At 71.2% G+C, this 23,430-nt stretch carries 20 protein-coding genes and 1 pseudogene; 18 read left to right on the top strand and 3 right to left on the bottom strand.

The window, feature by feature from the left end:
* Positions 1-2: 2 nt before the first annotated feature.
* The gene (locus B5M43_RS07480) at positions 3-947 is read right to left on the bottom strand and encodes an alpha/beta hydrolase (RefSeq protein WP_134746096.1); all 945 of its coding nucleotides are present in this window, start codon (positions 945-947) and stop codon (positions 3-5) included.
* A gap of 104 nt (positions 948-1,051) precedes the next feature.
* On the opposite strand from B5M43_RS07480, the gene B5M43_RS07475 reads away from it, so the two are divergent.
* From B5M43_RS07475 to B5M43_RS07455, 5 genes are all read left to right on the top strand, one after another.
* Positions 1,052-1,390, top strand: a complete 339-nt coding sequence (locus B5M43_RS07475; RefSeq protein ID WP_374198158.1) for an ArsR/SmtB family transcription factor — start codon at positions 1,052-1,054, stop codon at positions 1,388-1,390.
* Complete coding sequence (locus B5M43_RS07470) at positions 1,387-1,878, top strand: SRPBCC domain-containing protein (RefSeq protein WP_055991577.1); 492 nt, start codon at positions 1,387-1,389, stop codon at positions 1,876-1,878. The genes B5M43_RS07475 and B5M43_RS07470 overlap by 4 nt, the downstream gene beginning before the upstream one ends.
* A 273-nt stretch (positions 1,879-2,151) precedes the next feature.
* Positions 2,152-2,466 carry a hypothetical protein gene (locus tag B5M43_RS07465; protein ID WP_055991580.1) on the top strand — a complete coding sequence of 105 codons (315 nt, stop codon included), beginning with the start codon at positions 2,152-2,154 and terminating at the stop codon, positions 2,464-2,466.
* A 166-nt stretch (positions 2,467-2,632) separates the two neighbouring features.
* Complete coding sequence (locus B5M43_RS07460) at positions 2,633-3,760, top strand: acyl-CoA desaturase (RefSeq protein ID WP_205829502.1); 1,128 nt, start codon at positions 2,633-2,635, stop codon at positions 3,758-3,760.
* Positions 3,761-3,914: 154 nt separating this feature from the next.
* Positions 3,915-5,225, top strand: a complete 1,311-nt coding sequence (locus B5M43_RS07455) for an MFS transporter (protein WP_134746098.1) — start codon at positions 3,915-3,917, stop codon at positions 5,223-5,225.
* Between the two features lie 3 nt (positions 5,226-5,228).
* On the opposite strand, the gene B5M43_RS07450 is transcribed toward B5M43_RS07455, so the two are convergent.
* A complete protein-coding gene (locus tag B5M43_RS07450; RefSeq protein WP_055991590.1) occupies positions 5,229-5,444 on the bottom strand; it encodes a KTSC domain-containing protein in 216 nt (71 codons plus the stop codon).
* A 146-nt stretch (positions 5,445-5,590) separates the two neighbouring features.
* Here B5M43_RS07450 and B5M43_RS07445 point away from each other — a divergent pair, with 146 nt between their 5' ends.
* From B5M43_RS07445 to mmsB, 13 genes are all read left to right on the top strand, one after another.
* Entirely contained in the window at positions 5,591-6,184 is a 594-nt protein-coding gene (locus B5M43_RS07445) for a YdeI family protein (protein ID WP_055991594.1), read from the top strand.
* Between the two features lie 77 nt (positions 6,185-6,261).
* Positions 6,262-7,302 carry a LacI family DNA-binding transcriptional regulator gene (locus tag B5M43_RS07440; RefSeq protein ID WP_055991597.1) on the top strand — a complete coding sequence of 347 codons (1,041 nt, stop codon included), beginning with the start codon at positions 6,262-6,264 and terminating at the stop codon, positions 7,300-7,302.
* A 142-nt stretch (positions 7,303-7,444) separates the two neighbouring features.
* A complete protein-coding gene (locus B5M43_RS07435; RefSeq protein WP_055991600.1) occupies positions 7,445-9,076 on the top strand; it encodes an FGGY-family carbohydrate kinase in 1,632 nt (543 codons plus the stop codon).
* A 33-nt stretch (positions 9,077-9,109) separates the two neighbouring features.
* Entirely contained in the window at positions 9,110-9,805 is a 696-nt protein-coding gene (locus B5M43_RS07430) for an L-ribulose-5-phosphate 4-epimerase (protein WP_055991603.1), read from the top strand.
* 32 nt (positions 9,806-9,837) lie between these two features.
* A complete protein-coding gene (gene araA, locus B5M43_RS07425; protein ID WP_134746099.1) occupies positions 9,838-11,349 on the top strand; it encodes an L-arabinose isomerase in 1,512 nt (503 codons plus the stop codon).
* A gap of 118 nt (positions 11,350-11,467) precedes the next feature.
* Entirely contained in the window at positions 11,468-12,475 is a 1,008-nt protein-coding gene (locus B5M43_RS07420; RefSeq protein WP_134746100.1) for a LacI family DNA-binding transcriptional regulator, read from the top strand.
* A 106-nt stretch (positions 12,476-12,581) separates the two neighbouring features.
* A complete protein-coding gene (locus tag B5M43_RS07415) occupies positions 12,582-13,481 on the top strand; it encodes a carbohydrate ABC transporter permease (protein ID WP_055991982.1) in 900 nt (299 codons plus the stop codon).
* A complete protein-coding gene (locus B5M43_RS07410; protein WP_134746101.1) occupies positions 13,478-14,365 on the top strand; it encodes a carbohydrate ABC transporter permease in 888 nt (295 codons plus the stop codon). Before B5M43_RS07415 ends, B5M43_RS07410 begins: the two co-directional genes overlap by 4 nt.
* A gap of 52 nt (positions 14,366-14,417) precedes the next feature.
* Positions 14,418-15,740, top strand: coding sequence for an ABC transporter substrate-binding protein (locus B5M43_RS07405; protein ID WP_134746102.1), 1,323 nt, complete (start codon positions 14,418-14,420; stop codon positions 15,738-15,740).
* A gap of 114 nt (positions 15,741-15,854) precedes the next feature.
* Positions 15,855-17,366 (top strand): alpha-N-arabinofuranosidase, encoded by a 1,512-nt coding sequence (locus B5M43_RS07400; RefSeq protein ID WP_055991618.1) that lies wholly within the window; start codon positions 15,855-15,857, stop codon positions 17,364-17,366.
* Positions 17,367-17,494: 128 nt separating this feature from the next.
* Positions 17,495-18,655, top strand: a complete 1,161-nt coding sequence (gene chvE, locus B5M43_RS07395) for a multiple monosaccharide ABC transporter substrate-binding protein (RefSeq protein ID WP_055991621.1) — start codon at positions 17,495-17,497, stop codon at positions 18,653-18,655.
* Between the two features lie 86 nt (positions 18,656-18,741).
* A complete protein-coding gene (gene mmsA / locus B5M43_RS07390; protein WP_055991985.1) occupies positions 18,742-20,292 on the top strand; it encodes a multiple monosaccharide ABC transporter ATP-binding protein in 1,551 nt (516 codons plus the stop codon).
* A complete protein-coding gene (gene mmsB / locus B5M43_RS07385; RefSeq protein WP_055991624.1) occupies positions 20,289-21,473 on the top strand; it encodes a multiple monosaccharide ABC transporter permease in 1,185 nt (394 codons plus the stop codon). Before mmsA ends, mmsB begins: the two co-directional genes overlap by 4 nt.
* Positions 21,474-21,534: 61 nt before the next feature.
* Here the strand turns inward: mmsB and B5M43_RS07380 are convergent.
* A pseudogene (locus tag B5M43_RS07380) lies at positions 21,535-23,164 on the bottom strand (ABC-F family ATP-binding cassette domain-containing protein).
* Positions 23,165-23,430 lie beyond the last annotated feature (266 nt).

Here is a 23,430-nt window from a genome sequence, read left to right as displayed (position 1 = left end):
GGTCAGCGCGGCGCCACGGCGTCGCGCAGCCACGCGAGCGCGCGCTCGGTGAACCGGGCGGCGACCTCGGCGTCCACCCCGAGGGTGTCGAAGCCGTGCGGCGCCCCGGGCACGACGTCGAGCACGACGGGCACACCGGCCGCCTTCAGCCGCCGCGCGTAGGCGACGTCCTCGTCGTGGAAGAGGTCGATGTCGCCGACGCCGATCCACGTGGGAGGCAGCCCGCGGAGATCCTCGCGCCGCGCGGGAGCGGCCGCCGCCGGCACGGTGTCGTCGCCCGGGCGCGAGGTCCCGAGCAGCAGCGCGGTCCAGCCGACCCGGTTCGCGGCGTTGTTCCACACCGGGTGGTCGAGTGCGTCGAGGTCGGTGCGGGTCGCCGTGCGGTCATCCAGCATCGGGTAGATCAGGAGCTGCGCGACCGGCTCGGTCCCTCGGGAGCGACCGCGGGCGGCGTCGTGCACCGCGTTGACCACCGAGGCCGCCAGGCCGCCGCCGGCGCTGGCCCCGCCGACCGCGACGCGCGCGGGGTCGACGCCGAGCTCCGCGGCGTGCGCCTGCAGCCAGGTCCATGCGGCCAGGCAGTCCTCCTGCGGCGCGGGGAACGGATGCTCCGGCGCCAGCCGGTACTGCGGCGCCACGACCGTGATCCCGAGCTGCGCCGCCATCCGCGCGCACAGCCGGGCGTCCTGCCGCGGTGCGCCGATCACCATGCCGCCGCCGTGGATCCACAGCAGGGCGCCGCCGGTGTGCGTGCCGGGGGAGTGGACGCGCAGCCGCAGGGAACCGGCGCGCAGGTCGCGCGTGGTGACGCCGGGCGCGCGCGCCGCCGGCACGAGGTGCCGCGCCCCGAACCGCGCCAGCACGCGCATCGCGGCGTTGCCGACGTCGACGCGCGGCGCCCGTCGCGCCATGTCGCGCAGGTCGGGATGCACGTCGTCGAGCCTCATGCGGACAGCCTGGCACGCAGGCCCGGCGTGCTCAGCAGGCGCGTCGCGGAAGGCGTTCACACCGTCGGATGCCCGCGCTAACGTACAACCAAATGGTTGTACAAATGGGAGCCCAGCTCAGCGACGCGGAGGTCGACGCGATCTTCCACGCGCTCGCCGATGCGACGCGACGCGACATCGTGACGCGCGTCATCGAGCGCGAGCGGTCGGTCTCGGCGCTCGCGGAGCTGTACGACATGAGCTTCGCCGCGGTGCAGAAGCACGTCGCCGTGCTCGAGCGCGCGTCGCTCGTGACCAAGCAGCGCCGCGGGAGGGAGCAGATCGTGCACGCCGAGCCATCGGCGATACGGGACGCCCGCCGTCTCCTCGACCGGTTCGAGGACCTCTGGCGGCAGCGCATCGACCGGATGCAGAGCATCCTCGACGAAGGAGAAGAGCGATGACGTTCATCGAAGCGGTGAAGGACCCCGACGCCCTCACCATGACCATGGTCGCCGAGTTCGACCGCCCCGCCGAGCGGGTCTGGAAGTTGTGGGAGGACCCGCGGCAGCTCGAGCGCTGGTGGGGCCCTCCGGGGTGGCCGGCGACCTTCACGCGCCATGACTTCGCTGTGCCGGGGCGCTCGACGTACTACATGAGCGGCCCGGAGGGCGAGAAGGCCCACGGGTGGTGGAGCCGGCTCGAGATCGCGGAGCCGACGACCCTGCGGGTCGAGGACGGCTTCGCCGACGAGAACGGCGATCCCACCGGCGACCTGGGCTCCACCGTGTTCACCGTGACCCTCGAGCCGACCGACGGCGGCGGCACGCGCATGTCGATCGCCTCGCAGTTCGAGTCGGCGGAGCAGCTCCAGGCCATGGTGGACATGGGCATGGAGGAGGGCATGAAGGGGTCGCTCGGGCAGATCGACGCGATCCTGGCCGAGGACTGACAAGGCACGCGAGGCGGCCCGGGCGCGTGCGCCGCCCGGGCCGCCTCGCATCGCGCGGAGCCGATGCCCAGGCGGCCCGGCTAGACTGGGGGAGCGCGACCGCCTGACCGGCGATTCCGACGCCCGTTCTCACCGGGCGCCCCGGTCTGCGGATATCGCGCCATCCGACCGCTCACCCGGTCCACCCCCTTCGCACACGCCGAATCGCGCGTGCGCCCGCACCTTCCGCGATGCGCCGACGACGGCGCCGTCGCCTCCACGAAACGATCACCCATGCACTCCGCACTTCCCCCTGTCCACCTCGACCACGTCGGTCCCGCGGCTCTCCGCTGGAAGCAGGCCGACCACGACGTCTACGTCGCGACCCTCCACGACGAGTTCGCCGGCTTCATCGCCGTCACCGGCGACGACCGCTTCGCGCTGCACGGCCCGCAGGGTCAGCCCATGGGCGCCTTCCGCACTCAGCACGAGGCGCGCGCGGCGCTGCGAGCCGAGCTGCAGGAGGCCGCCGCGCCTGCTCCCGAGACCCGGAAGCGCGCCACCCCGCCCCGCCGCACGCGCCGGCCGCGCGCCCGAGTGCGCGGCTGAGCCCGCCTGGTGGGACGGCCCCTATCGGTGCGCTGGGTGTCGCCCGGGCAACCGCCTGGTATACGCGACGCCGCATGCCTCGGCCTGTAACGTAAGCCTCAGCGATCGGCATCCGCCTTTGGCTTCGAAGGCCGTCCGGCGGCCGACCGATCGACAGGGGCACGCCATCTCCTCCACCGACACCCTCGTCCGCGCGGACGCCGTCGCCAGCCGTCTCGGGCCCGTGCGTCAGACGTATGCCGGGACCGACACATATCCGCCCATCGCCCGCGCCTACACGCAGGTGTCGCAGGTCGTGCGAGAGACCGGCCTGCTGCGCCGCGCGGTCTGGTTCTACGCCCTCGTCGGCGTCGCGCTCGCCCTGGCATTCGGCGGCGTGGTCACCGGGTTCATCCTGCTCGGCGACAGCTGGTTCCAGCTGCTCATGGCGGCGGCGCTGGGCATCCTGTTCACGCAGGTCGCCTTCCTCGCCCACGAGGCCGCGCACAAGCAGATCCTCACCACGGGTCCGGCGAACGACCGGCTGGCGCGCATCCTCGCGGCAGGCGTCGTCGGCATCAGCCTCTCCTGGTGGGACGCCAAGCACACCCGCCACCACGCGAACCCCAACCGGGTGGGCAAGGACCCCGACATCGAGGTCGACACGATCTCGTTCCTCGACGCCGACGCGGCCGAGGCCCGCGGGCTGCGACGCTGGATCACGCGCCGCCAGGGCTGGCTGTTCTTCCCCCTGCTCACGCTCGAGGGGCTCAACCTGCACTTCCTCGGCCTCAAGCACCTGTTCTCGCGTGAGCCCGTCAAGGGCCGCTGGCTCGAGCTGAGCCTGATCGTGCTGCGCCTCGCCGTCGTGCTGGTCCCCGTGTTCCTGCTGCTGCCCCTCGGCATGGCGTTCGCGTTCGTCGGCGTGCAGCTCGCCGTGTTCGGCGTCTACATGGGCGCCTCGTTCGCGCCCAACCACAAGGGCATGCCGATCATCGCCCACGACGCCAAGCTCGACTTCTTCTCGAAGCAGGTGCGCACCTCGCGCAACATCACGGGCGGCTGGTGGGCGACCACCCTCATGGGCGGCCTGAACTACCAGGTGGAGCACCACCTGTTCCCGAACATGCCCCGGCCGCACCTGGCCAAGGCGCGCGAGATCGTCCGCGACTACTGCGCCTCGTTCGACGTGCCCTACACCGAGACCACGCTCTGGCGCTCGTACGGCATCGTGATCGAGTACCTCAACCGCGTCGGCATCGCCGCGCGCGACCCGTTCGACTGCCCGGCGGCCGCGCAGCTGCGCCGCGCCTGAGGGGATCGCGTGCAGCGCACGCGACATCGCCGAGGACCCCGCAACCCGACAGTCGTCGGAGAGCGGGGTCTTCTGGCGCAGGTCGGCAGGATCCATGCCACGGGTGTCCGATCGGCCACGTCCCGGCGCGTCCGCGGGCGGTGAGAATGAGGGGATGACCCCGCCGTCTCCCGCGCCGACCCGGCCACGCCTGCATCCCGCCTGGATCGTCGCGATCGTGGCGTTCCTGGCCCTGGTGGGCGCCGCCGGCTTCCGTGCGGCGCCGAGCGTGTTCATGGTGCCGATCGAGGCCGAGCTCGGTTTCAGCCGCACCGACCTGTCGATCGCGATCGGCATCAACATCGTGCTGTTCGGCCTGACGGCGCCCTTCGCCGCGGCGCTCATGGACCGGTTCGGTCTGAAGCGCGTCACGATCGCGGCGCTCGCGCTCGTGGCCTCCGGCGCCGTGCTCGGCACGCTCGCGACGGCGCCGTTCGTGCTGTGGCTGACGTGGGGCGGGCTGATCGGGATCGGCACGGGATCCATGGCGATGGTCTTCGCCGCCACCGTGACGCAGCGCTGGTTCATCCGGCATCGCGGAGTGGTCTCCGGCGTGCTGAGCGCGGGAAGCGCGACGGGCCAGCTCGTGTTCCTGCCGCCCACCGCGTGGCTGGCGACGGAGGTCGGATGGCGCGAGGCGAGCCTGGTGGTCGCGGGCGGCGCGCTGATCGTCGTGCCGCTCGTCGCGTGGTTCCTGCATGACTCGCCGCACCGCATCGGGCTGCTGCCGTACGGCGCGGATCCCGCGGATCCCCCCGCGCCGCCGTACCGGTCCCTCGTCAACCCGGCCGTGCTCGCGCTGCGCGCGCTGCGCGACGCCGCGCGGCAGCGGACCTTCTGGGCGCTCGCGATCGGCTTCGCGGTGTGCGGCGCCTCGACCAACGGCCTGATCGGCGCGCACTTCATCCCCGCCGCGCACGACCACGGCATGACCCAGCCGGTCGCGGCGGGACTGCTCGCGACCGTCGGCATCTTCGACATCGTCGGCACGGTGTTCTCCGGCTGGCTCACGGACCGGGTGAACCCGCGCATCCTGCTGGGGGTGTACTACGCCGGTCGCGGCATCAGCCTGCTGTTCCTGCCGTTCCTGCTCTCGAGCGAGGTCCACCCACCCATGTGGTTCTTCATCGTGTTCTACGGACTGGACTGGGTCGCCACCGTGCCGCCGACCATCGCCCTGTGCCGCGAGGTGTTCGGCGACCGCGGGCCGCTCGTGTTCGGCTGGGTGTTCGCGAGCCACCAGCTCGGCGCCGGCATCGCGACGATCCTCGCCGGCATCGTCCGCGACGCCACGGGCCAGTACACGATCGCCTGGTTCGCCGCGGCAGGGCTTTGCATCGTGGCGGCGCTGGTGTCGCTGCGCATCCGGCGGGTGCCGGTCGCGCCGCCCGAGCCGGACCCGCTCGTCGAGGAGCGGGTCGGCTGAGCCTCACCAGCCGATGTGCTGGGACGGGTACACGTCTCGGATGCGCTCGCTGAAGAACCGGCCCGCGCTCGCGGCGTTGCGCAGGCCGCGGTACACGGACGGCGGCACGGCGAAGTACCGGTAGACGTCGCCGGTCGTGAACTCGATCTCGAGCACCGCCGTCCCCGGGTCGTACCCCGCAGCGGCGATCACGCTGGAATCGAGCGACACGCGCCTCATCCCGTTCCCCCGTCCGCACCCTGCTTCGACGGTAGACGCCCGCGACGCCTCGGCGACCCGGGATTGACGGCCGGCGAAGCGTGCGGTACACCGGCACCCGCGCTCCGGGAGCGGGGATGTCGGCGCCCGCCGCCTACCATGGCGCCATGACAGCCGAGGAGCGCCAAAGCGGCGCGGAGCTCGTCGTGGCGGATGCCGCGGCCTGGCGTGCCTGGCTCGACCGGCACGAGGACACGACCGACGGCGTCTGGCTGATCCTCGCGAAGAAGGGCACCACGTCGCCCACCTCGCTGACCTACGCCCAGGCGCTCGAGGAGGCGCTGTGCAGCGGCTGGATCGACGGGCGCCGCCAGAGCGTCGACCGCGCGGTCTTCCGGCAGCACTTCACGCCCCGGCGCCGCGCGTCGATCTGGTCGCAGCGCAACGTGGGCATCGTGTCGGAGCTGATCGCGCAGGGCCGGATGCGCCCGCGCGGGCAGGCGGAGATCGACCGGGCGAAGGCCGACGGACGGTGGGAGCGGGCGTACGCGGGACCCGCGACGGTGCAGGTCCCCGAGGATCTCGCGGCGGCGCTGACGGCGTCCGCCGGCGCGGCGGAGTCCTTCGCGCGGCTCAACGGGCAGAACCGCTACGCCGTCCTGCACCGGGTGCTGACGGCGCCCAGCGCCACCAGCCGCGCCGACCGGATCGCCAAGCTGGTCGCCATGCTCGAGAGGGGCGAGACGCCGTACCCGCAGTGAGCCCCGTCCCGGGCTCGGCCCGCGCCGCCGCTACGCTGGGTGCCCACACACCGTCGCGCATACGTGAGGAGGGACGCATGCCCGCATCCCGGCCGCCGTCCATGGCGGACGTCGCCGCGCGCGCCGGCGTCTCGCACCAGACGGTCTCCCGGGTGCTGAACGGGCACGCCTACGTCCGCCCCGAGACGCGCGACCGAGTGCTCGCGGCGATCGAGGACCTCGGGTACCGGCCGAACCAGGCGGCGCGCGCCCTCGTGACCGCGCGCACCGCGACGGTGGGCATCCTGACCGCGGCCACCACGCACTTCGGCCCGGCCAGCACCGTGCTCGCCATCGAGGCCGCCGCGCGGTCGGAGGGCTACTTCGTGTCGGTGGCGGCGCTCGCCGGAGACGACTCCGCCTCGGCGCGCGAGGTGCTCGACCAGCTCATGAACCAGGGCGTCGACGGCGTGGTCGTGGTCGCCCCGCTGGAGGACGTCGCCCGCCTGATCGACGACCTGGCCCCGGCCGTTCCCGTCGTCGTCGTCGCGGCGCGCCCCGACATCCCGGCCGAGACCAGCGTCCGCTACGTGTGCGTCGACCAGCACCGGGGCTCCTCGCTGGCGACCCGCCACCTGATCGAGCTGGGGCACAGCAGGATCGTGCACGTCGCGGGCCCGGACGGCTGGTACGACGCGGCGCGCCGCGTCACCGGCTACACCGAGGCGATGGCCGAGGCGGGGCATCCCGCGCGCACGGTGGCGGCCGAGGGATGGTCGGCCGACCGCGGATACGAGATCGGCCGCGCGCTCGCCGCCGAGATCGGCGGCGCCGACGGGCCGACGGCGATCGTCGCCGCCAACGACTACCTCTCGCTGGGGCTGCTGAAGGCGTTCTGGGAGAGCGGAGTGCGCGTTCCCCAGGACGTCGCGGTCGTAGGCTTCGACGACATCGACGGCAGCGGGTTCCTCGTCCCGGCGCTCACGACCGTGCGGCAGCCCTTCGCCGAGCTGGGGGAGGCCGCGCTCCGGGCCCTCCTCGACCACTGGTCCGCCGGCGCGGCCGCGTCGACCGGCGGCATGGTGGCGGTCATCCCGCCCGTGCTCGTCGTGCGCGACAGCACGGCTCCGCCCGCCTGAGCCCGCGGCTCCTTCACCCGCGGCGCGGGCCTGACGCGTGTTGCGCATATGTGAGCGCTAACATATGCTGACGTCCGGGCCGAACCGGCCCGACCTGGACGGATGACCCGGGCGAGGACGCCCGGCGGAACGGAGCAGTGCGATGTCGCATCCCGAGACGGCGGCCCCCGCGGCCGAGGCCCGAGCGGCGATCCTCGACGGCCGCACCGCGCTGGGGATCGAGCTGGGATCGACCCGGATCAAGGCCTGCCTCATCGGGACGGACGGCGGCGTGCTCGCCGTCGGCGGGCACGAGTGGGAGAACGAGCTCGTCGACGGGCTGTGGACCTACTCGCTCGACGCCGTGCGCGACGGGCTCCGCGCCGCGTATGCGGAGCTGGCGTCCGACGCCGAGCGCCGCCACGGCGCCCGCCCCGAGACGATCGGCGCGATCGGGGTGTCGGCCATGATGCACGGCTACCTGGCGTTCGATGCCGCGGGGGAGCTGCTCGTGCCGTTCCGCACGTGGCGCAACGTCAACACCGAGCGCGCCGCCGCGGAGCTGTCCGAGGCGCTGGCCTGCAACATCCCGCTGCGCTGGTCGGTCGCGCACCTGCACCAGGCGGTCCTGGACGACGAGGAGCACGTCGCGCGCATCGCGCACCTGAACACGCTGGCCGGCCACGTGCACGAGCTGCTCACCGGCGAGCGCGTGCTCGGCGTCGGCGACGCCTCGGGCATGTTCCCGATCGACCCCGCGACCGGCGACTACGACGAGGCCCTCATCCGGATCGCGGACGAGCGCCTCGCCGCGGCGGGCGCCCCGCACCTGCGGCTGCGGGAGCTGCTGCCGACGGTGCTGCCGGCGGGCGCGCCGGCCGGCGCGCTGACCGACCAGGGCGCCGCGCTGCTCGACCCGACCGGCTCGCTGCGCGCGGGCGCGCCGCTGTGCCCGCCCGAGGGCGACGCCGGCACGGGCATGGTGGCGACGAACGCCGTCACGCCGCGCACCGGCAACGTGAGCGCGGGCACGAGCATCTTCGCCATGGTCGTGCTCGAGCGAGCCCTGTCGCGCCCGTACCCCGAGATCGACGTCGTAACGACGCCCGCCGGCGACCCCGTGGCGATGGTGCACTGCAACAACGGCGCCAGCGAGCTCGGCGCCTGGGCCGGCGTGTTCGGCGAGTTCGCGGCCGCGATCGGATCCCCGGCGACGGGCGACGACGTGTTCGCCGCGCTGCTGCGGGGAGCGCTCGAGGCGGGCGCCGACGACGGGCTCCTGGCCTACAACCACCTGGCCGGCGAGCCGATCGCCGAGCTGCTCGAGGGGCGCCCGCTCTTCGTCCGCACGCCGGGCTCGCGCCTGACGCTCGGCGGGTTCTTCCGCGCCCAGCTGCGGGGCGTGTTCGCCACCCTGAGCCTCGGCATGCGCACCCTCGCCGACGAGGGCGTGGCGATCGACGCGATGTGCGCCCACGGCGGGGTCTTCCGCACCGCCGGGGTCGCGCAGCGGCTGCTGGCGGCCGCGGTCGAGGCGCCCGTGGTCGTCGGAGAGACCGCGGGAGAGGGCGGCGCGTGGGGCATGGCGGTCCTGGCCGCCTACGCCCGTGCCGTCGCCGACGGCGCGGCCGCGGGCCGCACCCTGGCCGCGTGGCTCGCCGACGCCGTGTTCGCGGGGGCGGCGACATCCGTGGCGGAGCCCACGGCCGAAGAGATCGCCGACCACCGCGCGTACCTCGATCGCTGGGCCGCCGGACTGGCCGCCGAGCGCGCCGCCGTCGCCGCCATCCGCTGACCGTTCCCGTTCCGATCCCACCTGGAGCCTCCGATGACCGCATCAGTCCCCGCCGCCATGCGCGCGGCCGTCGACGACGCCAAGGCCCGTGTCGCCGCCCTCCACGCCGAGCTGCCCCGCTGGGAGCTCGTGGTCTGGACCGCCGGCAACGTCTCGGAGCGCGTCCCCGGCGTGGACGGGCATCCCGATCTGCTCGTGATCAAACCCTCGGGGGTCTCGTACGACGAGCTCGACGCCGATGCGATCGTGGTCTGCGACCTCGACGGCGAACTCGTGGAGGGCACGCGGAACCCGTCGTCCGACACCGCCGCCCACGCGTACGTCTACCGGCACATGCCGCACGTCGGGGGAGTGGTCCACACGCACTCGACCTATGCCGCCGCATGGGCCGCGCGGGGCGAGGAGATCCCCTGCGTGCTGACCATGATGGCCGACGAGTTCGGCGGGCCGATCCCGGTCGGTCCGTTCGCGATCATCGGCGACGACTCGATCGGACGCGGCATCGTCGAGACGCTGCGCGACCACCGCAGCCCGGCCGTGCTGATGCAGAACCACGGCCCGTTCACGATCGGCCGCGACGCGAAGTCGGCCGTCAAGGCCGCGGTCCTCCTCGAGGAGGTCGCCCGCACCGTGCACATCTCGCGCCAGCTGGGCGAGCCGCTGGCCATCCCGCAGCAGGCGATCGACAGCCTCTACGACCGCTACCAGAACGTCTACGGCCAGCGCTGACGCGGCCGCCGAGCAACTCAGGAAGGACATCCATGAGCAAGCCCTATGCCGACCGCGAGGTCTGGTTCCTCACCGGCAGCCAGGACCTCTACGGCGAGGAGACGCTGCGTCAGGTGGCGGAGCAGTCGCAGGAGGTGGCGCGGGCGCTGGACGCGTCGGCCGACGTGCCCGCCACGATCGTGTGGAAGCCGGTCCTGAAGGACGCCGCCTCCATCCGCCGCGCGATGCTCGACGCGAACGCCGACGACCGCGTGCTGGGCGTGATCACGTGGATGCACACGTTCAGCCCCGCCAAGATGTGGATCGCCGGCCTGGATGCGCTCCGCAAGCCGCTGCTGCACCTCCACACGCAGGCGAACGTCGAGCTGCCGTGGGACAGCATCGACTTCGACTTCATGAACCTCAACCAGGCCGCGCACGGCGACCGCGAGTACGCGTACCTCGCCACCCGCCTGGGCGTCGCCCGTACGACCGTCGTGGGTCACGTGTCGAACCCCGCCGTCACCCGTCGCGTGGGCACCTGGGTGCGCGGCGCCGCCGGATGGGCCGCGACCCACGAGCTGCGCCTCGCCCGCTTCGGCGACAACATGCGCAACGTCGCCGTGACCGAGGGAGACAAGACCGAGGCGGAGCTCCGCTTCGGCGTCTCGGTGAACACATGGGGCGTGAACGACCTGGTCGCGGCGGTCGAGCGCGTGGCCGATGCGGACGTCGACCGGCTGGTGGCCGAGTACGAGGACCTCTACGACGTGGTCCCCGAGCTGCGCCGCGGCGGCGAGCGCCACGAGTCGCTGCGGTACGCCGCGAGCCAGGAGCTCGCGCTCGAGGAGTTCCTCGGCGGGATCGGCGCCAAGGCGTTCACCACCAACTTCGAGGACCTCGGGGCGCTGCGCCAGCTGCCCGGCATCGCGGTGCAGCGGCTGATGTCGAAGGGCTACGGCTTCGGCGCCGAGGGCGACTGGAAGACCGCCGTGCTCGTGCGGGCCGCGAAGGTCATGGGCGAGGGCCTGCCCGGCGGCGCGTCGCTCATGGAGGACTACACGTACGATCTCACGCCCGGCGCGGAGCTCATCCTGGGCGCGCACATGCTCGAGATCTGCCCGTCCCTCACCACGGCGAAGCCGAGGGTCGAGATCCACCCGCTCGGCATCGGCGGCAAGGAGGACCCGGTCCGCATGGTGTTCGACGCCGATGCGACCGAGGGTGCGGTCGTCGTGTCGCTGGCCGACATGCGCGACCGCTTCCGCCTCACCGCGAACGTGGTCGACGTCGTGGCGCCTCCCGCGCCGCTGCCGCACCTGCCCGTGGCGCGGGCCGTTTGGCGCCCGCGCCCGTCGTTCGACGTCTCGGCCGAGGCCTGGCTCACGGCCGGCGGCGCGCACCACACGGTGCTGTCGACCGCCGCGGGCGTCGAGGCGTTCGAGGTGTTCGCGGACATCGCCCGCTGCGAGCTCCTCGTGATCGACGAGTCCACGACGCGCCGCGGCTTCGCCGACCAGGTGCGCTGGAACGCCGCGTACCACCGCCTGGCCCAGGGGATCTGACGCCCTCGGCGACGGCTCGGGGTCTTCCGCACACGGATGCGCCCCGAGCCGGCGGATCCGCTGCGCCTGCATAGAATGCCGATGTCGGGCGAGAGGCCGCGGCGGAAGGCGAGGACGCATGTCGGTGACGATGCGCGACGTCGCCGACCGCGCCGGCGTCTCGGTCAAGACGGTGTCGAACGTCGTGAACGGGTTCGTCCACGTGCGGCCCGGGACACGGGCGCGCGTCGAGTCGGCGATCTCGGACCTGGGGTATCGGGTCAACGTCTCCGGGCGCAACCTGCGGCGCGGGCGCACTGGGATGATCGGGCTGGCGATCCCCGAGCTGCGCAATCCGTACTTCGCCGAGCTCGCCGACTCGTTCATGCGAGCGGCGGAGGCGCGTGATCTCGTGCTGCTGATCGAGCACACCGGGCCGATGGGAGAGCACGAGCTGGACGTGCTGCGCAGCGAGCGCCGCCAGCTCACCGACGGCCTGCTGTTCTCGCCCATGACCATGGATCCGGCCGACCTGTCGCCGTTCGAGGACCTCGACTACCCGCTGGTCATGCTGGGGGAGCGGGTGTTCGGTGCGCCCGTCGACCACGTCACGATGAACAACCGGGAGGCGGCGCGCGCCGCCACCCTGCACCTGGCGGAGCGCGGCTGCCGCCGCATCGCCGTGATCGGCGCGCACGTCGGCGAGCAGATGGGATCGGCGATCCTGCGCTTCGAGGGCTACCTGGCGGGTCTGGCCGAGGCGGGGCTCGAACACGACCGCCGCCTGGTCGGCGAGGCCGGCAGGTGGCGTCGTTCGACGGGGGCGGCCGCCATGGCGCGGATCCTCGACTCGGGAGCGCCCGTCGACGGCGTGTTCGCGATGAACGACGCGCTCGCGCTCGGGGCGCTCCACGAGCTGCACGAGCGCGGCATCGCGGTGCCGCGCGACGTCGCGGTCGTCGGATTCGACGACATCGAGGAGGGCAGCTACTCGGCCCCGACCCTGAGCTCGATCGCGCCGGGCCGGGAGCAGATCGCGCGCGTCGCCGTGGACCTGCTCATCGAGCGCATGGCGGGGGAGTCCCGCCCGCCGCGCCTCGTGGTCGCCGACTTCCAGCTCGTGCCCCGCGACTCGACCGCGCGCTGACCGCGTCCCCTTCGACGGGATGTCGGAACCCCTCTTGCGTCACCGATTTACATCGATGTAAAAAGAACCAGGTGACATGGTCGTCACCCTCACCGAGGAAGGCGCGATGAAGCGACTGCTGTACTCGAAGAAGGCCGCACCGTACCTGTTCGTGCTGCCGTTCGTGATCACGCTGCTGGTCTTCTGGGCCGTGCCGATCGTCCGCTCGTTCATGATGAGCTTCCAGGAGCTCCTGTACGGGCAGGCGACGTTCATCGGCTTCCGCAACTACGAGCGGATGGTCGGCGACCGCGTGTTCTGGCAGGCGGTGGGCAACAGCTTCCGCTACATGGTGCTCACCCTCGTGCTGCTGATCCCGATCCCGATGGTGCTCGCGGCGATCCTCAACTCCAAGATCGGCAGCCCGCGGATCAAGAACCTCTTCAAGGCGTCGCTGTTCGTCCCGGCCCTCACGTCCATCGTCGTCGCGGGCCTCGTCTTCCGCCTCATGTTCTCCGAGAGCGACTCGGCCATGGTGAACCAGGTGCTCGACTTCATCGGGTTCGGGCCCGTGCGGTGGCTGCGCGAGGACATCCCCGGCCTGATCGTCCTGCTCGTGCTGGCGCTGTGGCGGTGGACCGGCGTCAACACGATGTACTTCCTCGCGGGGATGCAGTCCATCCCGCGCGAGTACTACGAGGCGGCGGCCCTGGACGGCGCCGGGCGGATCAAGCAGTTCCTCCACATCACGGTGCCGAACCTGCGCCCGACCATCGTGTACGTCATCACGATCAGCATCTACGGCGGCCTCGCGATGTTCACCGAGAGCTTCATGCTCTACGCCGGCAACCAGTCTCCGAACAATCAGGGCCTGACCATCGTCGGATACCTGTACCGGCAGGGGATCCAGCAGAACGACATGGGCTTCGCCTCCGCCGTGGGCGTGGTCCTGCTCCTGGTGGTCCTCGTCATCAACGTCACCCAGCTCACGCTGACGGGCACGTTCCGGAAGGAGGCGACGCGATGACCGAGACGCGCGCGAACATCACCGTGATCGAGGGCGTGCGGCCGCAGCTGCCGTGGCCTCAGCGGTTCGCGGGCCTGATCCAGTCCGCGTTCCTGATCGTCATCGCGGTCATCGCCCTGATCCCGATCATCGCGATCCTCCTGGGCACGTTCCAGGACGGCGGATCCCTCATCCGCAGCGGCATCAGCTTCGCGATCGACTTCGGGTCCTTCGACCTGGACAGCTACCGCGTGCTGTTCACGGATTCCGGCGACTACTTCCTGTGGTTCTGGAACAGCCTGTGGCTCACCGCCGTGCAGGTCGTGCTGACCCTCCTGGTCAGCTCCTTCGTCTCCTACGGCCTCGCGATGTACGAGTTCCGCGGCAAGCAGGTCGTGTTCGTCGCCGTCCTGATCGTGATGACGGTCCCGTTCGAGATGCTGATGCTCCCGCTCTACATGCAGGTCAACGACTTCGACCTCGCCGACACGTTCACGGTGATCTGGCTGCCGTTCCTCGCCCACGCCATGACGATCTTCTTCTTCCGGCAGTACTTCCTCGGCGTGCCGTACGAGCTCGTCGAGGCGGGACGCGTCGACGGCGTGAGCGAGTTCGGCATCTTCTTCCGCCTGGTGCTCCCCATCGCGAAGCCGGCCATCGCCGCCATGGCGATCCTCAACGGGATGATGTGCTGGAACAACTTCCTCTGGCCGCTGCTGGTGCTGCGCAGCTCCGAGAAGTTCGTCCTGCCGATCGGCCTGAACGCGCTGCTGACGCCCCACGGCAACAACTACGACCTGCTCATCGTCGGCGCGTTCTTCTCGCTCGTCCCCATCCTCCTGCTCTTCCTCGCGTTCCAGCGCTACTTCATCGAAGGCATGACCGCCGGCGCGGTCAAGGGCTGACGACGCAAGACCCCACCCCCCCCGCACACAGCAACGATCGAAGGAGATCACCATGAACGCACGAAGGATCATCCCGATGGGGGCGGTTCTCGCCCTCACGGCCGGCGCCCTGGCCGGCTGCAGCGGCGGCGGCCAGGCGCCCACCGTGAATGAGGACGGCTCCACCGTCGTCGACATGTGGGTGTTCGCCGAGGTCCACGCCGCCTTCTACGAGGCGATGGCCGAGGCCTGGAACGAGGAGAACCCCGACAGCGCGATCGATATCCAGATCACGGTGTACCCGTACGAGGAGATGCACAACAAGCTGCAGCTGGCGCTCAACGCCGGCGAGGGCCTCCCGGACGTCGTCGACATCGAGGTCAACAAGTTCGCGAACTTCGTGCGGGGCGAGAACCCGCCGCTGGTCGACCTCACGGAGGTCGCCGAGCCCTACGTGGACGACATCGTCCAGGCGCGCCTCGACCTCTACTCGAAGGACGGCTCGATCTACGCGTTCCCCACACACGTCGGGGCGTTCGTCGCGTTCTACAACACCGAGCTCCTCGAGGGCGCCGGCATCGACTACACCACGATCCAGACCTGGGACGACTTCAGCGCCGCGGGCCAGCAGTACAACGAGGCCACGGGCAAGGCGTTCGGCATCGCCGAGACCGGCGTGACGTTCGTCGAGCCGCTCATCACCGCGCAGCTGGGCGGCGAGTGGATGGACGCCGACGGCAACCCGCAGGTGGACAGCCCGGAGGCGGTCGAGACCATCTCGATGCTGCAGGAGATGCAGGAGGCCGGCGCGATCTCGACGATCCCCGGCGGCAGCCCGGACGACGAGCAGGCCTACGGCGCCATCAACAGCGGCGACTTCGCCGCGGTCGTGTACCCGGCGTGGTACACCTCGCGGTTCGTGGACTACATGCCCGACCTCGCCGGCAAGATCGCCATCGCGCCGGCTCCCGTCCCCGACGGCGCCGCGGTCAAGACGATCGGCGGCGGCGGCACCGGCACCGCGGTCATCGGCTCGTCGCCCGTCGCGGAGTTCGCGGCCGACTGGCTGGCGTTCGCGAAGCTCTCGCCTGAGGCCAACGTGGCCGTGTGGGAGGAGCTCGGCTTCGACCCCGTGAACATGTCGGTCTGGGAGGACGAGGCCGTCACCCACAACCCCGACAACAAGTTCAACCAGTACTTCCAGACGAACCTGTTCGACGTCCTGAACCAGGTGAAGGACGGCATCGGCCACTGGGAGTCCTTCTCGTCGCCGAACTGGCCCTCGGTCGACAACCTGTTCCGCACCGTGACGCTGAACGAGGCGTTCGAGAACAAGGTGCCGGCTCAGCAGGTCCTCGAGCAGGCGCAGACCGACCTCGAGAACGAACTCGGCTGATCCCGCCGGCCGGCGGCGCGTGCCTCCGCGCCGCCGGCCGGTCATCCCGACCACCTCACCGGCCGTCCGCGGCCGTCCCCTGCCGTGCATCCACCACCGAAAGGAAATCCCTCCATGCTGACCGCCTCCGTCACGGTCGACCCGGCCTTCACCGTCGGCCCCGTGCGTCCGCGCACCTTCGGCTCGTTCGTCGAGCACCTCGGGCGCTGCGTGTACACGGGCATCCACGAGCCCGGCCACCCCACGGCCGACGCCGACGGCTTCCGGGGCGACGTGCTCGAGCTCACCCGCGAGCTCGGGGTCACGACGGTGCGCTATCCGGGAGGCAACTTCGTCTCCGGGTACCGCTGGGAGGACGGCATCGGCCCGGTCGCCGACCGACCGCGGCGGCTCGAGCTCGCCTGGCACTCCACCGAGCCGAACCTCGTGGGCGTCGACGAGTTCGTGCGCTGGTGCCGGGCCGCGGGGGTCGAGCCCATGATGGCGGTCAACCTCGGCACGCGCGGCGTGCAGGAGGCGCTCGATCTGCTCGAGTACTGCAACGGCACGGGCGACACGGCCCTGGCGAACCTGCGTCGCGCCAACGGCTCCGAGGAGCCGCACGACATCCGGATGTGGTGCCTCGGCAACGAGATGGACGGCCCGTGGCAGATCGGCCACAAGACGGCCGCCGAGTACGGCCGGCTGGCGGCCGAGACGGCCCGCGCCATGCGGATGATCGACCCCGATCTCGTGCTCGTCGCGTGCGGATCGTCCGGATCGGGCATGCCCACCTTCGGCGAGTGGGAGCGCGTCGTGCTGACGGAGTCGTACGACCACGTCGACATGGTCTCGGCGCACGCCTACTACTACGAGGAGGACGGCGATCTCGCGTCGTTCCTGGCCTCCGCGGTGGACATGGATCACTTCATCGAGTCGGTGGTCGCGACCTCCGACGCCGTCCGCGCGGCAGGCAAGCACCGCAAGCGGATCGCGATCTCGTTCGACGAGTGGAACGTGTGGTACCAGAAGCGGGCCGAGTCCCACGTGCCCGAGGGCGACGACTGGCCCGTCGCGCCCGTGCTGCTCGAGGACAGGTACAACGTGGCGGACGCCGTCGTGGTGGGCGGGCTGCTGATCTCGCTGCTTCGCCACAGCGACCGGGTGCACGCCGCGTCGCTCGCGCAGCTGGTGAACGTCATCGCGCCGATCATGACCGAGCCGGGCGGGCGCAGCTGGCGGCAGACCATCTTCCACCCGTTCGCCCTCACGGCCCGGCACGCCGCGGGCGACGTGCTGCGGCTCGCGGTCGACACGCCCACGCACGAGACGGCGAAGTTCGGCGAGGTCGCGGCGCTCGACGCGGTCGCGACCCACGACCCGGCGACCGGCGACGTCGTGGTCTTCGCGGTCAACCGCTCGGTCGCGGACGAGCTCGAGCTCGCCGTGGACGTGCGGGGGCTCGGAGATCTGCGCATCGTCGAGGCGGTCACGCTGTCGAATCCGGATCACACCTGGCAGGCCACGGCCGACGATGCGGACTCGGTGGTGCCGGTTCCGAACGCGGGAGCGACCGCGGACGGCGCCCGCGTGAAGGCGGTGCTGCCGGCCGTGTCCTGGACGATGCTGCGACTCGCCACCAGCTGACGGTCGGGGGCGCCGCCGCGCCCGGGGGATAAAGTGCCTCGTGTGAACGTGCACACAGCCATGTGTGAGCGCTAACATGGTCCCACGCCGGGACGTCCCGGATCTCGAAGAAGAGAAGAGGCACAGCAATGAAGCGGACTGCGAAGCGGTTCACCCTCGCGACGGCGGCCACGGCCGGACTGGCCCTGGCGCTCGCCGGATGCGCCGGAGGCGGAGCGGGCGCGCCCGCGGGCGGCGGCGACACCGAGGCGCCCGAGGACATCACGGTCGGCGTCGCGATGCCGACCGAGACGTCGGAGCGCTGGATCGCCGACGGCGACGCCGTCAAGGCGGGCCTGGAGGAGGCCGGTTACACGGTCGATCTGCAGTACGCGGCCGACGACATCCCGACCCAGCAGCAGCAGATCGACCAGATGATCACGAAGGGCGCCGACATCCTGATCGTCGCCTCGATCGACGGCACCGCGCTGGCCAACCAGCTGCAGGCCGCCGCCGACCAGGGCGTGCCGATCATCGCCTACGACCGTCTGATCAACGGCACCGAGAACGTCGACTTCTACGTCACGTTCGACAACTACAACGTGGGCGTGCAGCAGGCGACGTCGCTGCTCACCGGCCTGGGCATCCTCGACGAGAGCGGCGCCGAGACGGGTGAGACGGGGCCGTTCAACATCGAGCTCTTCGCGGGTTCGCTGGACGACAACAACGCGCACTTCTTCTGGCAGGGCGCCATGGACACGCTCCAGCCCTACCTCGACAACGGCACGCTCGTCGTCCCCTCCGGCCAGACGGACATCGAGCAGGCCGCGACGCTGCGCTGGCTGCAGGAGACCGCGCAGAAGCGCATGGAGGACCTTCTCACGTCGACGTACGACGGCGGCGCGAAGGAGCTGCACGGCGTGCTGTCGCCCTACGACGGCCTCTCGCGCGGCATCATCACGGCCCTGCAGAACGCCGGGTACGGCCCGGACCAGGCCTCGGGCCTGCCGATCGTCACGGGCCAGGACGCCGAGATCGCCTCGGTGAAGCTGATCGCGGACGGCGTGCAGTACTCGACCATCTTCAAGGACACGCGCAAGCTCGCCGAGCAGGCGGTCGAGGCCGCCAAGGCGTACGCCGCGGGCGAGGAGCCGGAGGCCAACGACACCGAGACCTACGACAACCAGGTCAAGGTCGTGCCGTCGTACCTGCTCGAGTCGGACATCGTGGTGGCCGAGAACATCGAGTCGCTGCTCGTGGACTCGGGCTACTGGACCGCCGAGGAGATCGAGAAGGGCCAGTCGGACTGAGTCCGTCCCACCTCCCGACGATGCCCGCCGGACCCCGCTTCGGCGGGCATCGTCATCCCGGATCCGACGAGACGAAGGACACCACGATGTCGGACGCCATCCTCGAGATGCGCAACATCACCAAGAACTTCCCCGGCGTGAAGGTGCTCAAGAACGTCAACCTGAGCGTGCGCCGCGGGGAGATCCACGCCATCTGCGGCGAGAACGGCGCGGGCAAGTCGACCCTCATGAAGGTCCTCTCCGGCGTGTACCCGCACGGCACGTACGACGGCCAGATCCTGCTGGACGGCGAGGAGGTGCGGTTCTCCTCGATCAAGGACTCCGAGGAGCACGGCGTCGTCATCATCCACCAGGAGCTCGCGCTCGTCCCGTTCCTGTCGGCGGCCGAGAACATCTTCCTCGGCAACGAGCGCGTGCGCGGCGGGCTGGTCGACTGGAACCAGACCAACGCCGAGGCCGCCGAGCTCATGGAGCGCGTCGGCCTGCACGAGAACCCGGTCACGCACGTCGGCCAGCTCGGCGTGGGCAAGCAGCAGCTCATCGAGATCGCCAAGGCGATGACGAAGGACGTGCGCCTGCTGATCCTGGACGAGCCGACGGCCGCGCTGAACGACACGGACTCCGAGCACCTGCTCGGCCTGCTGCGTCAGCTGCGCGACCAGGGCATCACGTGCATCATCATCAGCCACAAGCTCGGCGAGATCGAGGCCATCGCGGACTCGACCACGATCATCCGCGACGGCGAGACCGTCGAGACGATCGACATGCACGGTCCCGACGCCACACAGGAGCGGATCATCCGCGGCATGGTCGGCCGCGACCTGGAGCACCGCTTCCCGGAGCGCACGCCGCACATCGGGGAGGAGGTCTTCCGCGTCGAGGACTGGACCGTGCATCACCCCACGCAGCCCGGCCGGGTCGTCGTGGAGGGCGCCTCGTTCGACGTGCGGGCCGGCGAGATCGTCGGCATCGCGGGCCTGATGGGCGCAGGGCGCACCGAGCTGGCGATGAGCCTGTTCGGGCGCTCTTACGGCCGCGACATCTCGGGCCGGGTGTACCTGCACGGCCGCGAGATCCAGACCCGCACCGTCGGGGAGGCCATCGACAACGGCATCGCCTACGTGTCGGAGGACCGCAAGCACTACGGCCTCAACCTGATCAGCGACATCCGCACGAACATCTCGGCGGCGTCGCTCGAGAAGGTCTCCTCGAACGGCTGGATCAACGAGAACGAGGAGATCCAGGTCGCGCAGGAGTTCCGCCAGAGCATGAACATCAAGGCGCCCACCGTGATGGCCACGGTCGGCACCCTGTCCGGCGGCAACCAGCAGAAGGTCGTGCTGTCGAAGTGGCTCCAGAGCGCTCCCGAGGTCCTGATCCTCGACGAGCCCACGCGCGGCATCGATGTCGGCGCGAAGTACGAGATCTACACGATCATCAACCGCCTCGCCGAGGCCGGGAAGGCGGTCGTGATGATCTCGTCCGAGCTGCCCGAGCTGCTCGGCATGTGCGACCGCATCTACACCCTCGCCTACGGGCGGATCACGGGACAGCTCCCGGTCGCCGAGGCCACCCAGGAGAGCCTGATGGCCCTCATGACCATCGAGAAGAACACGCCGAAGGAGGAGGCGCGATGAGCAGCGCCCTCACGGATCTCAAGGATCTGTTCACCCGCAACCTGCGCACGTCCGGCATCTACATCGCGTTCGTCATCATCGTCGCGTTCTTCGCGATCGTCACCGACGGCGTGCTGCTGAGCCCCAACAACCTCACCAATCTGGTGCTGCAGTACTCGCACATCCTGATCCTCGCCCTGGGCATGATCATGGTGATCATCGCGGGCCACATCGACCTGTCGGTCGGATCGGTGGTGGCCCTCGCGGGCGCCGTCTCGGCCGTGCTCGTGATCAAGCAGGGCGCGCCCTGGTGGGTGGGCATCGTCGCGGCGATCGCGGTCGGCCTGGTGGTCGGCGCGTGGCACGGCTTCTGGGTGGCGATCGTCGGCATCCCGGCCTTCATCGTGACGCTCGCCGGCATGCTGCTGTTCCGCGGCGTGACCTACCTGGTGCTCGAGAACATCTCGCTCTCGCCCTTCCCGCGCGAGTACACGACCATCGCGACGGGCTTCCTGAACGGCCTGATCGGCGGCGACGGCTACGACGCGTTCACGGTCCTGATCGGCGCGGTCGCGGTGGCCGGCTTCGCGTGGTCGCAGTGGCGCACGCGCCGGGGCCGCATCAAGTACAAGCAGACCGTCGAGGCGATGTATCTGTTCGTGCTGAAGATCGTGCTTGTGGCGGCCGTCGTGATGGCCTTCGCGTGGCAGATCGCCCACAGCCGCGGTCTGCCGATCGTGCTGATCATCCTCGCGGTGCTGATCATGGTGTACCAGCTGATCACCACGCGCAGCGTGTTCGGGCGCCACGTGTACGCGATCGGCGGCAACCTGTCGGCCGCGCAGCTGTCGGGCGTGAACGTCAAGAAGGTCAACTTCTGGATCTTCGTGAACATGGGCCTGCTGTCGGGCATCGCCGGCGCGATCTTCTCGGCGCGCTCGAACGGCGCCCAGCCGGGGGCGGGCAACATGTTCGAGCTCGACGTGATCGCGGCGTGCTTCATCGGCGGCGCCTCGACCACGGGCGGTGTCGGCCGCGTCACGGGCGCGATGGTCGGCGGCCTCGTGATGGCCGTCATGTCGAACGGCATGCAGCTGCTCGGCATCGACCAGGCGACGCAGCAGATCGTGAAGGGCATCGTCCTGCTGATCGCCGTCGCGTTCGACATCTACAACAAGCGCCGCGCGGGCGCCGCGCGCTGAGGGATCCCGCTCCCGCAGGCTCGGGCCGCCTCCCCYCCGGAGGCGGCCCGAGCCGTTGGCGTCAGTCGTCGAGCGCGGGGCGCTCGGCCAGGCGGCCGCCCGGCTCGAGCGCCACGACCGCGTCGATGCCGACGCGGCGCAGGAACGCATGGTCGTGACTGACGATCAGTACGGCGCCGCGGTAGGCCTCCAGCGCCTCGGCGAGCTGCTCGACGCTGGAGATGTCGAGATTGTTGGTGGGCTCGTCGAGGATGAGCAGCTGCGCCGGGGGATCCGCGAGCAGCAGCCGCCCGAGCGCCACTCGGAACCGCTCGCCCCCGGACAGCGTGCGGACCGGGCGATCGAGCGCGCTGCCGCGCAGCAGCAGTCTCGCCAGCTGGTTGCGCAGCTCGCCAGGGGCAGTGCCGGGTGCCGTGTCCCGCACGTTGTCGACGGCGGACCGGGAGTCGTCGAGGTCGTCCAGCCGCTGGCGCAGGTACCCGACCCGTGACGTGAGCAGCGTGCCGCGCAGGGCGCCCCGGGGCGCGGTGCCGGATACAAGCTGGTCCAGCAGCGTCGTCTTGCCCGCGCCGTTGGGGCCGACGAGCGCGACGCGCTCGGGGCCCTGGATCACCACCGTGCGGGTGCCGTCCGTGAGCTCCGCGAGCCGGCGGCCGCGGGGCACATCCGGGTCGGGGAGGCTGAGATGGATGTGCTCCTCGTCGCGCACCAGCGCGTCGGCGGCGTCCATCGCCTCCTGAGCGGCCTCGACCCGGCTGTCGAGCGTGCCGCGCAGCGATCCCGCGGTCGCCTGCGCCTTGCGGGCGAGGGAATTCGCAAGGATCCTCGGCATGTTCTCGGAGGCCTTCTTCCCGGCCCGCGCCCGGGCCGCGATCTTCGCCTCCGCCTCTGCGCGCTGCCGCTTCTCGACCTTCAGCGCCTGCTTGGCGGTGCGCGCGGCCTGCGCAGCCGCGGCCTGATCCTGCTCGACGGACTCGCGGAACGCGCTGTAGGGGCCGCCGAACACCTCCAGGCGCGCGCCTCGGCCCCGGGCCTCCTGTCCCAGGCCGGTGGCGCGCAGCTCGGCGGTGTGCTCCATCCGCTCGAGCAGCTCGAGGTCGTGGCTCACGACGACGAGCGTCCCGGGCCAGGCGTCGACCAGCTCGCCGAGCAGCGCGCGCGTCGGCCGGTCGAGGTTGTTGGTCGGCTCGTCGAGCAGCGTGATGGGCGTGCGCCTCAGGCGCAGCCCGGTGAGCGCTCAGCATCGCCTCGCCGCCCGACAGGCGGGCGACCGGGCGGCCGAGGTCGGCGGCCGAGAAGCCGATCTCGTGCAGGGCCTCGTCCGCGCGGGACTCGACGTCCCAGTCGTCGCCGACGGCGTCGAAGTGGCGCTCGTCGACGTCGCCCGACTCGATCGCGCGGAGTCCCGCGATCACGGGGGCGATGCCGAGCAGGTCGGCGACCGTGGCGTCGTGGTCGAGGGTGAGCGTCTGCGGCAGGTAGCCGACGTCGCCGGCGGTCTCGATCCGGCCGCGGGTCGGGGCGAGCAGGCCGGCGATGAGCCGGAACAGTGTCGACTTGCCGACGCCATTGCGCCCGACCAGACCGGTGCGGCCCGTGGGCAGCGTGCCGTTCAGGCCGTCGAGGGCGGGCGAGCCGTCGGGCCACTCGAACGCGAGGTCGCGGAGGGTGACGGAGGTGGGGGCTGGCATGAGTGTGGGACCTTTCGGCGGTGCGGATGCGCACGGGCCGGTCGAGGTCGACGCGCGTCCGCGGGCGCCGGAGGGCGTGCGGACGGGGATCCGATCGGGTGAGGAATCGCTGCGCGTCACCGTCGGCCGGAACGGCGCGAGAACGGTGGGGCGCGAACGCGGGGCCCTGAGCCATCTGTGCGATGGGGGCGGCGTTCGGCTAGATCCTGTCGACCTCGATCTCCATGCGCTCACCGTAGCATCCGCGCACGTGCGGCGTCCCGGAG

It is taken from the genome of Microbacterium sp. MEC084 (assembly GCF_004514465.2).
Lineage (GTDB): Bacteria > Actinomycetota > Actinomycetes > Actinomycetales > Microbacteriaceae > Microbacterium.
Note: the sequence above shows the minus strand (reverse complement) of the source record. Positions and strands in the feature narration are given on the sequence as shown.

Coding starts and splice junctions, on each gene's coding strand:
- B5M43_RS07405 (WP_134746102.1), top strand. CDS start 14,418: ATGAACGCACGAAGGATCATCCCGATGGGGGCGGTTCTCGCCCTCACG.
- araA (WP_134746099.1), top strand. CDS start 9,838: ATGAGCAAGCCCTATGCCGACCGCGAGGTCTGGTTCCTCACCGGCAGC.
- B5M43_RS07450 (WP_055991590.1), bottom strand. CDS start 5,444: ATGAGGCGCGTGTCGCTCGATTCCAGCGTGATCGCCGCTGCGGGGTAC.
- B5M43_RS07470 (WP_055991577.1), top strand. CDS start 1,387: ATGACGTTCATCGAAGCGGTGAAGGACCCCGACGCCCTCACCATGACC.
- mmsA (WP_055991985.1), top strand. CDS start 18,742: ATGTCGGACGCCATCCTCGAGATGCGCAACATCACCAAGAACTTCCCC.
- B5M43_RS07480 (WP_134746096.1), bottom strand. CDS start 947: ATGAGGCTCGACGACGTGCATCCCGACCTGCGCGACATGGCGCGACGG.
- B5M43_RS07440 (WP_055991597.1), top strand. CDS start 6,262: ATGCCCGCATCCCGGCCGCCGTCCATGGCGGACGTCGCCGCGCGCGCC.
- B5M43_RS07475 (WP_374198158.1), top strand. CDS start 1,052: ATGGGAGCCCAGCTCAGCGACGCGGAGGTCGACGCGATCTTCCACGCG.
- chvE (WP_055991621.1), top strand. CDS start 17,495: ATGAAGCGGACTGCGAAGCGGTTCACCCTCGCGACGGCGGCCACGGCC.
- B5M43_RS07445 (WP_055991594.1), top strand. CDS start 5,591: ATGACAGCCGAGGAGCGCCAAAGCGGCGCGGAGCTCGTCGTGGCGGAT.
- B5M43_RS07455 (WP_134746098.1), top strand. CDS start 3,915: ATGACCCCGCCGTCTCCCGCGCCGACCCGGCCACGCCTGCATCCCGCC.
- B5M43_RS07420 (WP_134746100.1), top strand. CDS start 11,468: ATGTCGGTGACGATGCGCGACGTCGCCGACCGCGCCGGCGTCTCGGTC.
- B5M43_RS07430 (WP_055991603.1), top strand. CDS start 9,110: ATGACCGCATCAGTCCCCGCCGCCATGCGCGCGGCCGTCGACGACGCC.
- B5M43_RS07415 (WP_055991982.1), top strand. CDS start 12,582: ATGAAGCGACTGCTGTACTCGAAGAAGGCCGCACCGTACCTGTTCGTG.
- B5M43_RS07435 (WP_055991600.1), top strand. CDS start 7,445: ATGTCGCATCCCGAGACGGCGGCCCCCGCGGCCGAGGCCCGAGCGGCG.
- mmsB (WP_055991624.1), top strand. CDS start 20,289: ATGAGCAGCGCCCTCACGGATCTCAAGGATCTGTTCACCCGCAACCTG.
- B5M43_RS07465 (WP_055991580.1), top strand. CDS start 2,152: ATGCACTCCGCACTTCCCCCTGTCCACCTCGACCACGTCGGTCCCGCG.
- B5M43_RS07410 (WP_134746101.1), top strand. CDS start 13,478: ATGACCGAGACGCGCGCGAACATCACCGTGATCGAGGGCGTGCGGCCG.
- B5M43_RS07400 (WP_055991618.1), top strand. CDS start 15,855: ATGCTGACCGCCTCCGTCACGGTCGACCCGGCCTTCACCGTCGGCCCC.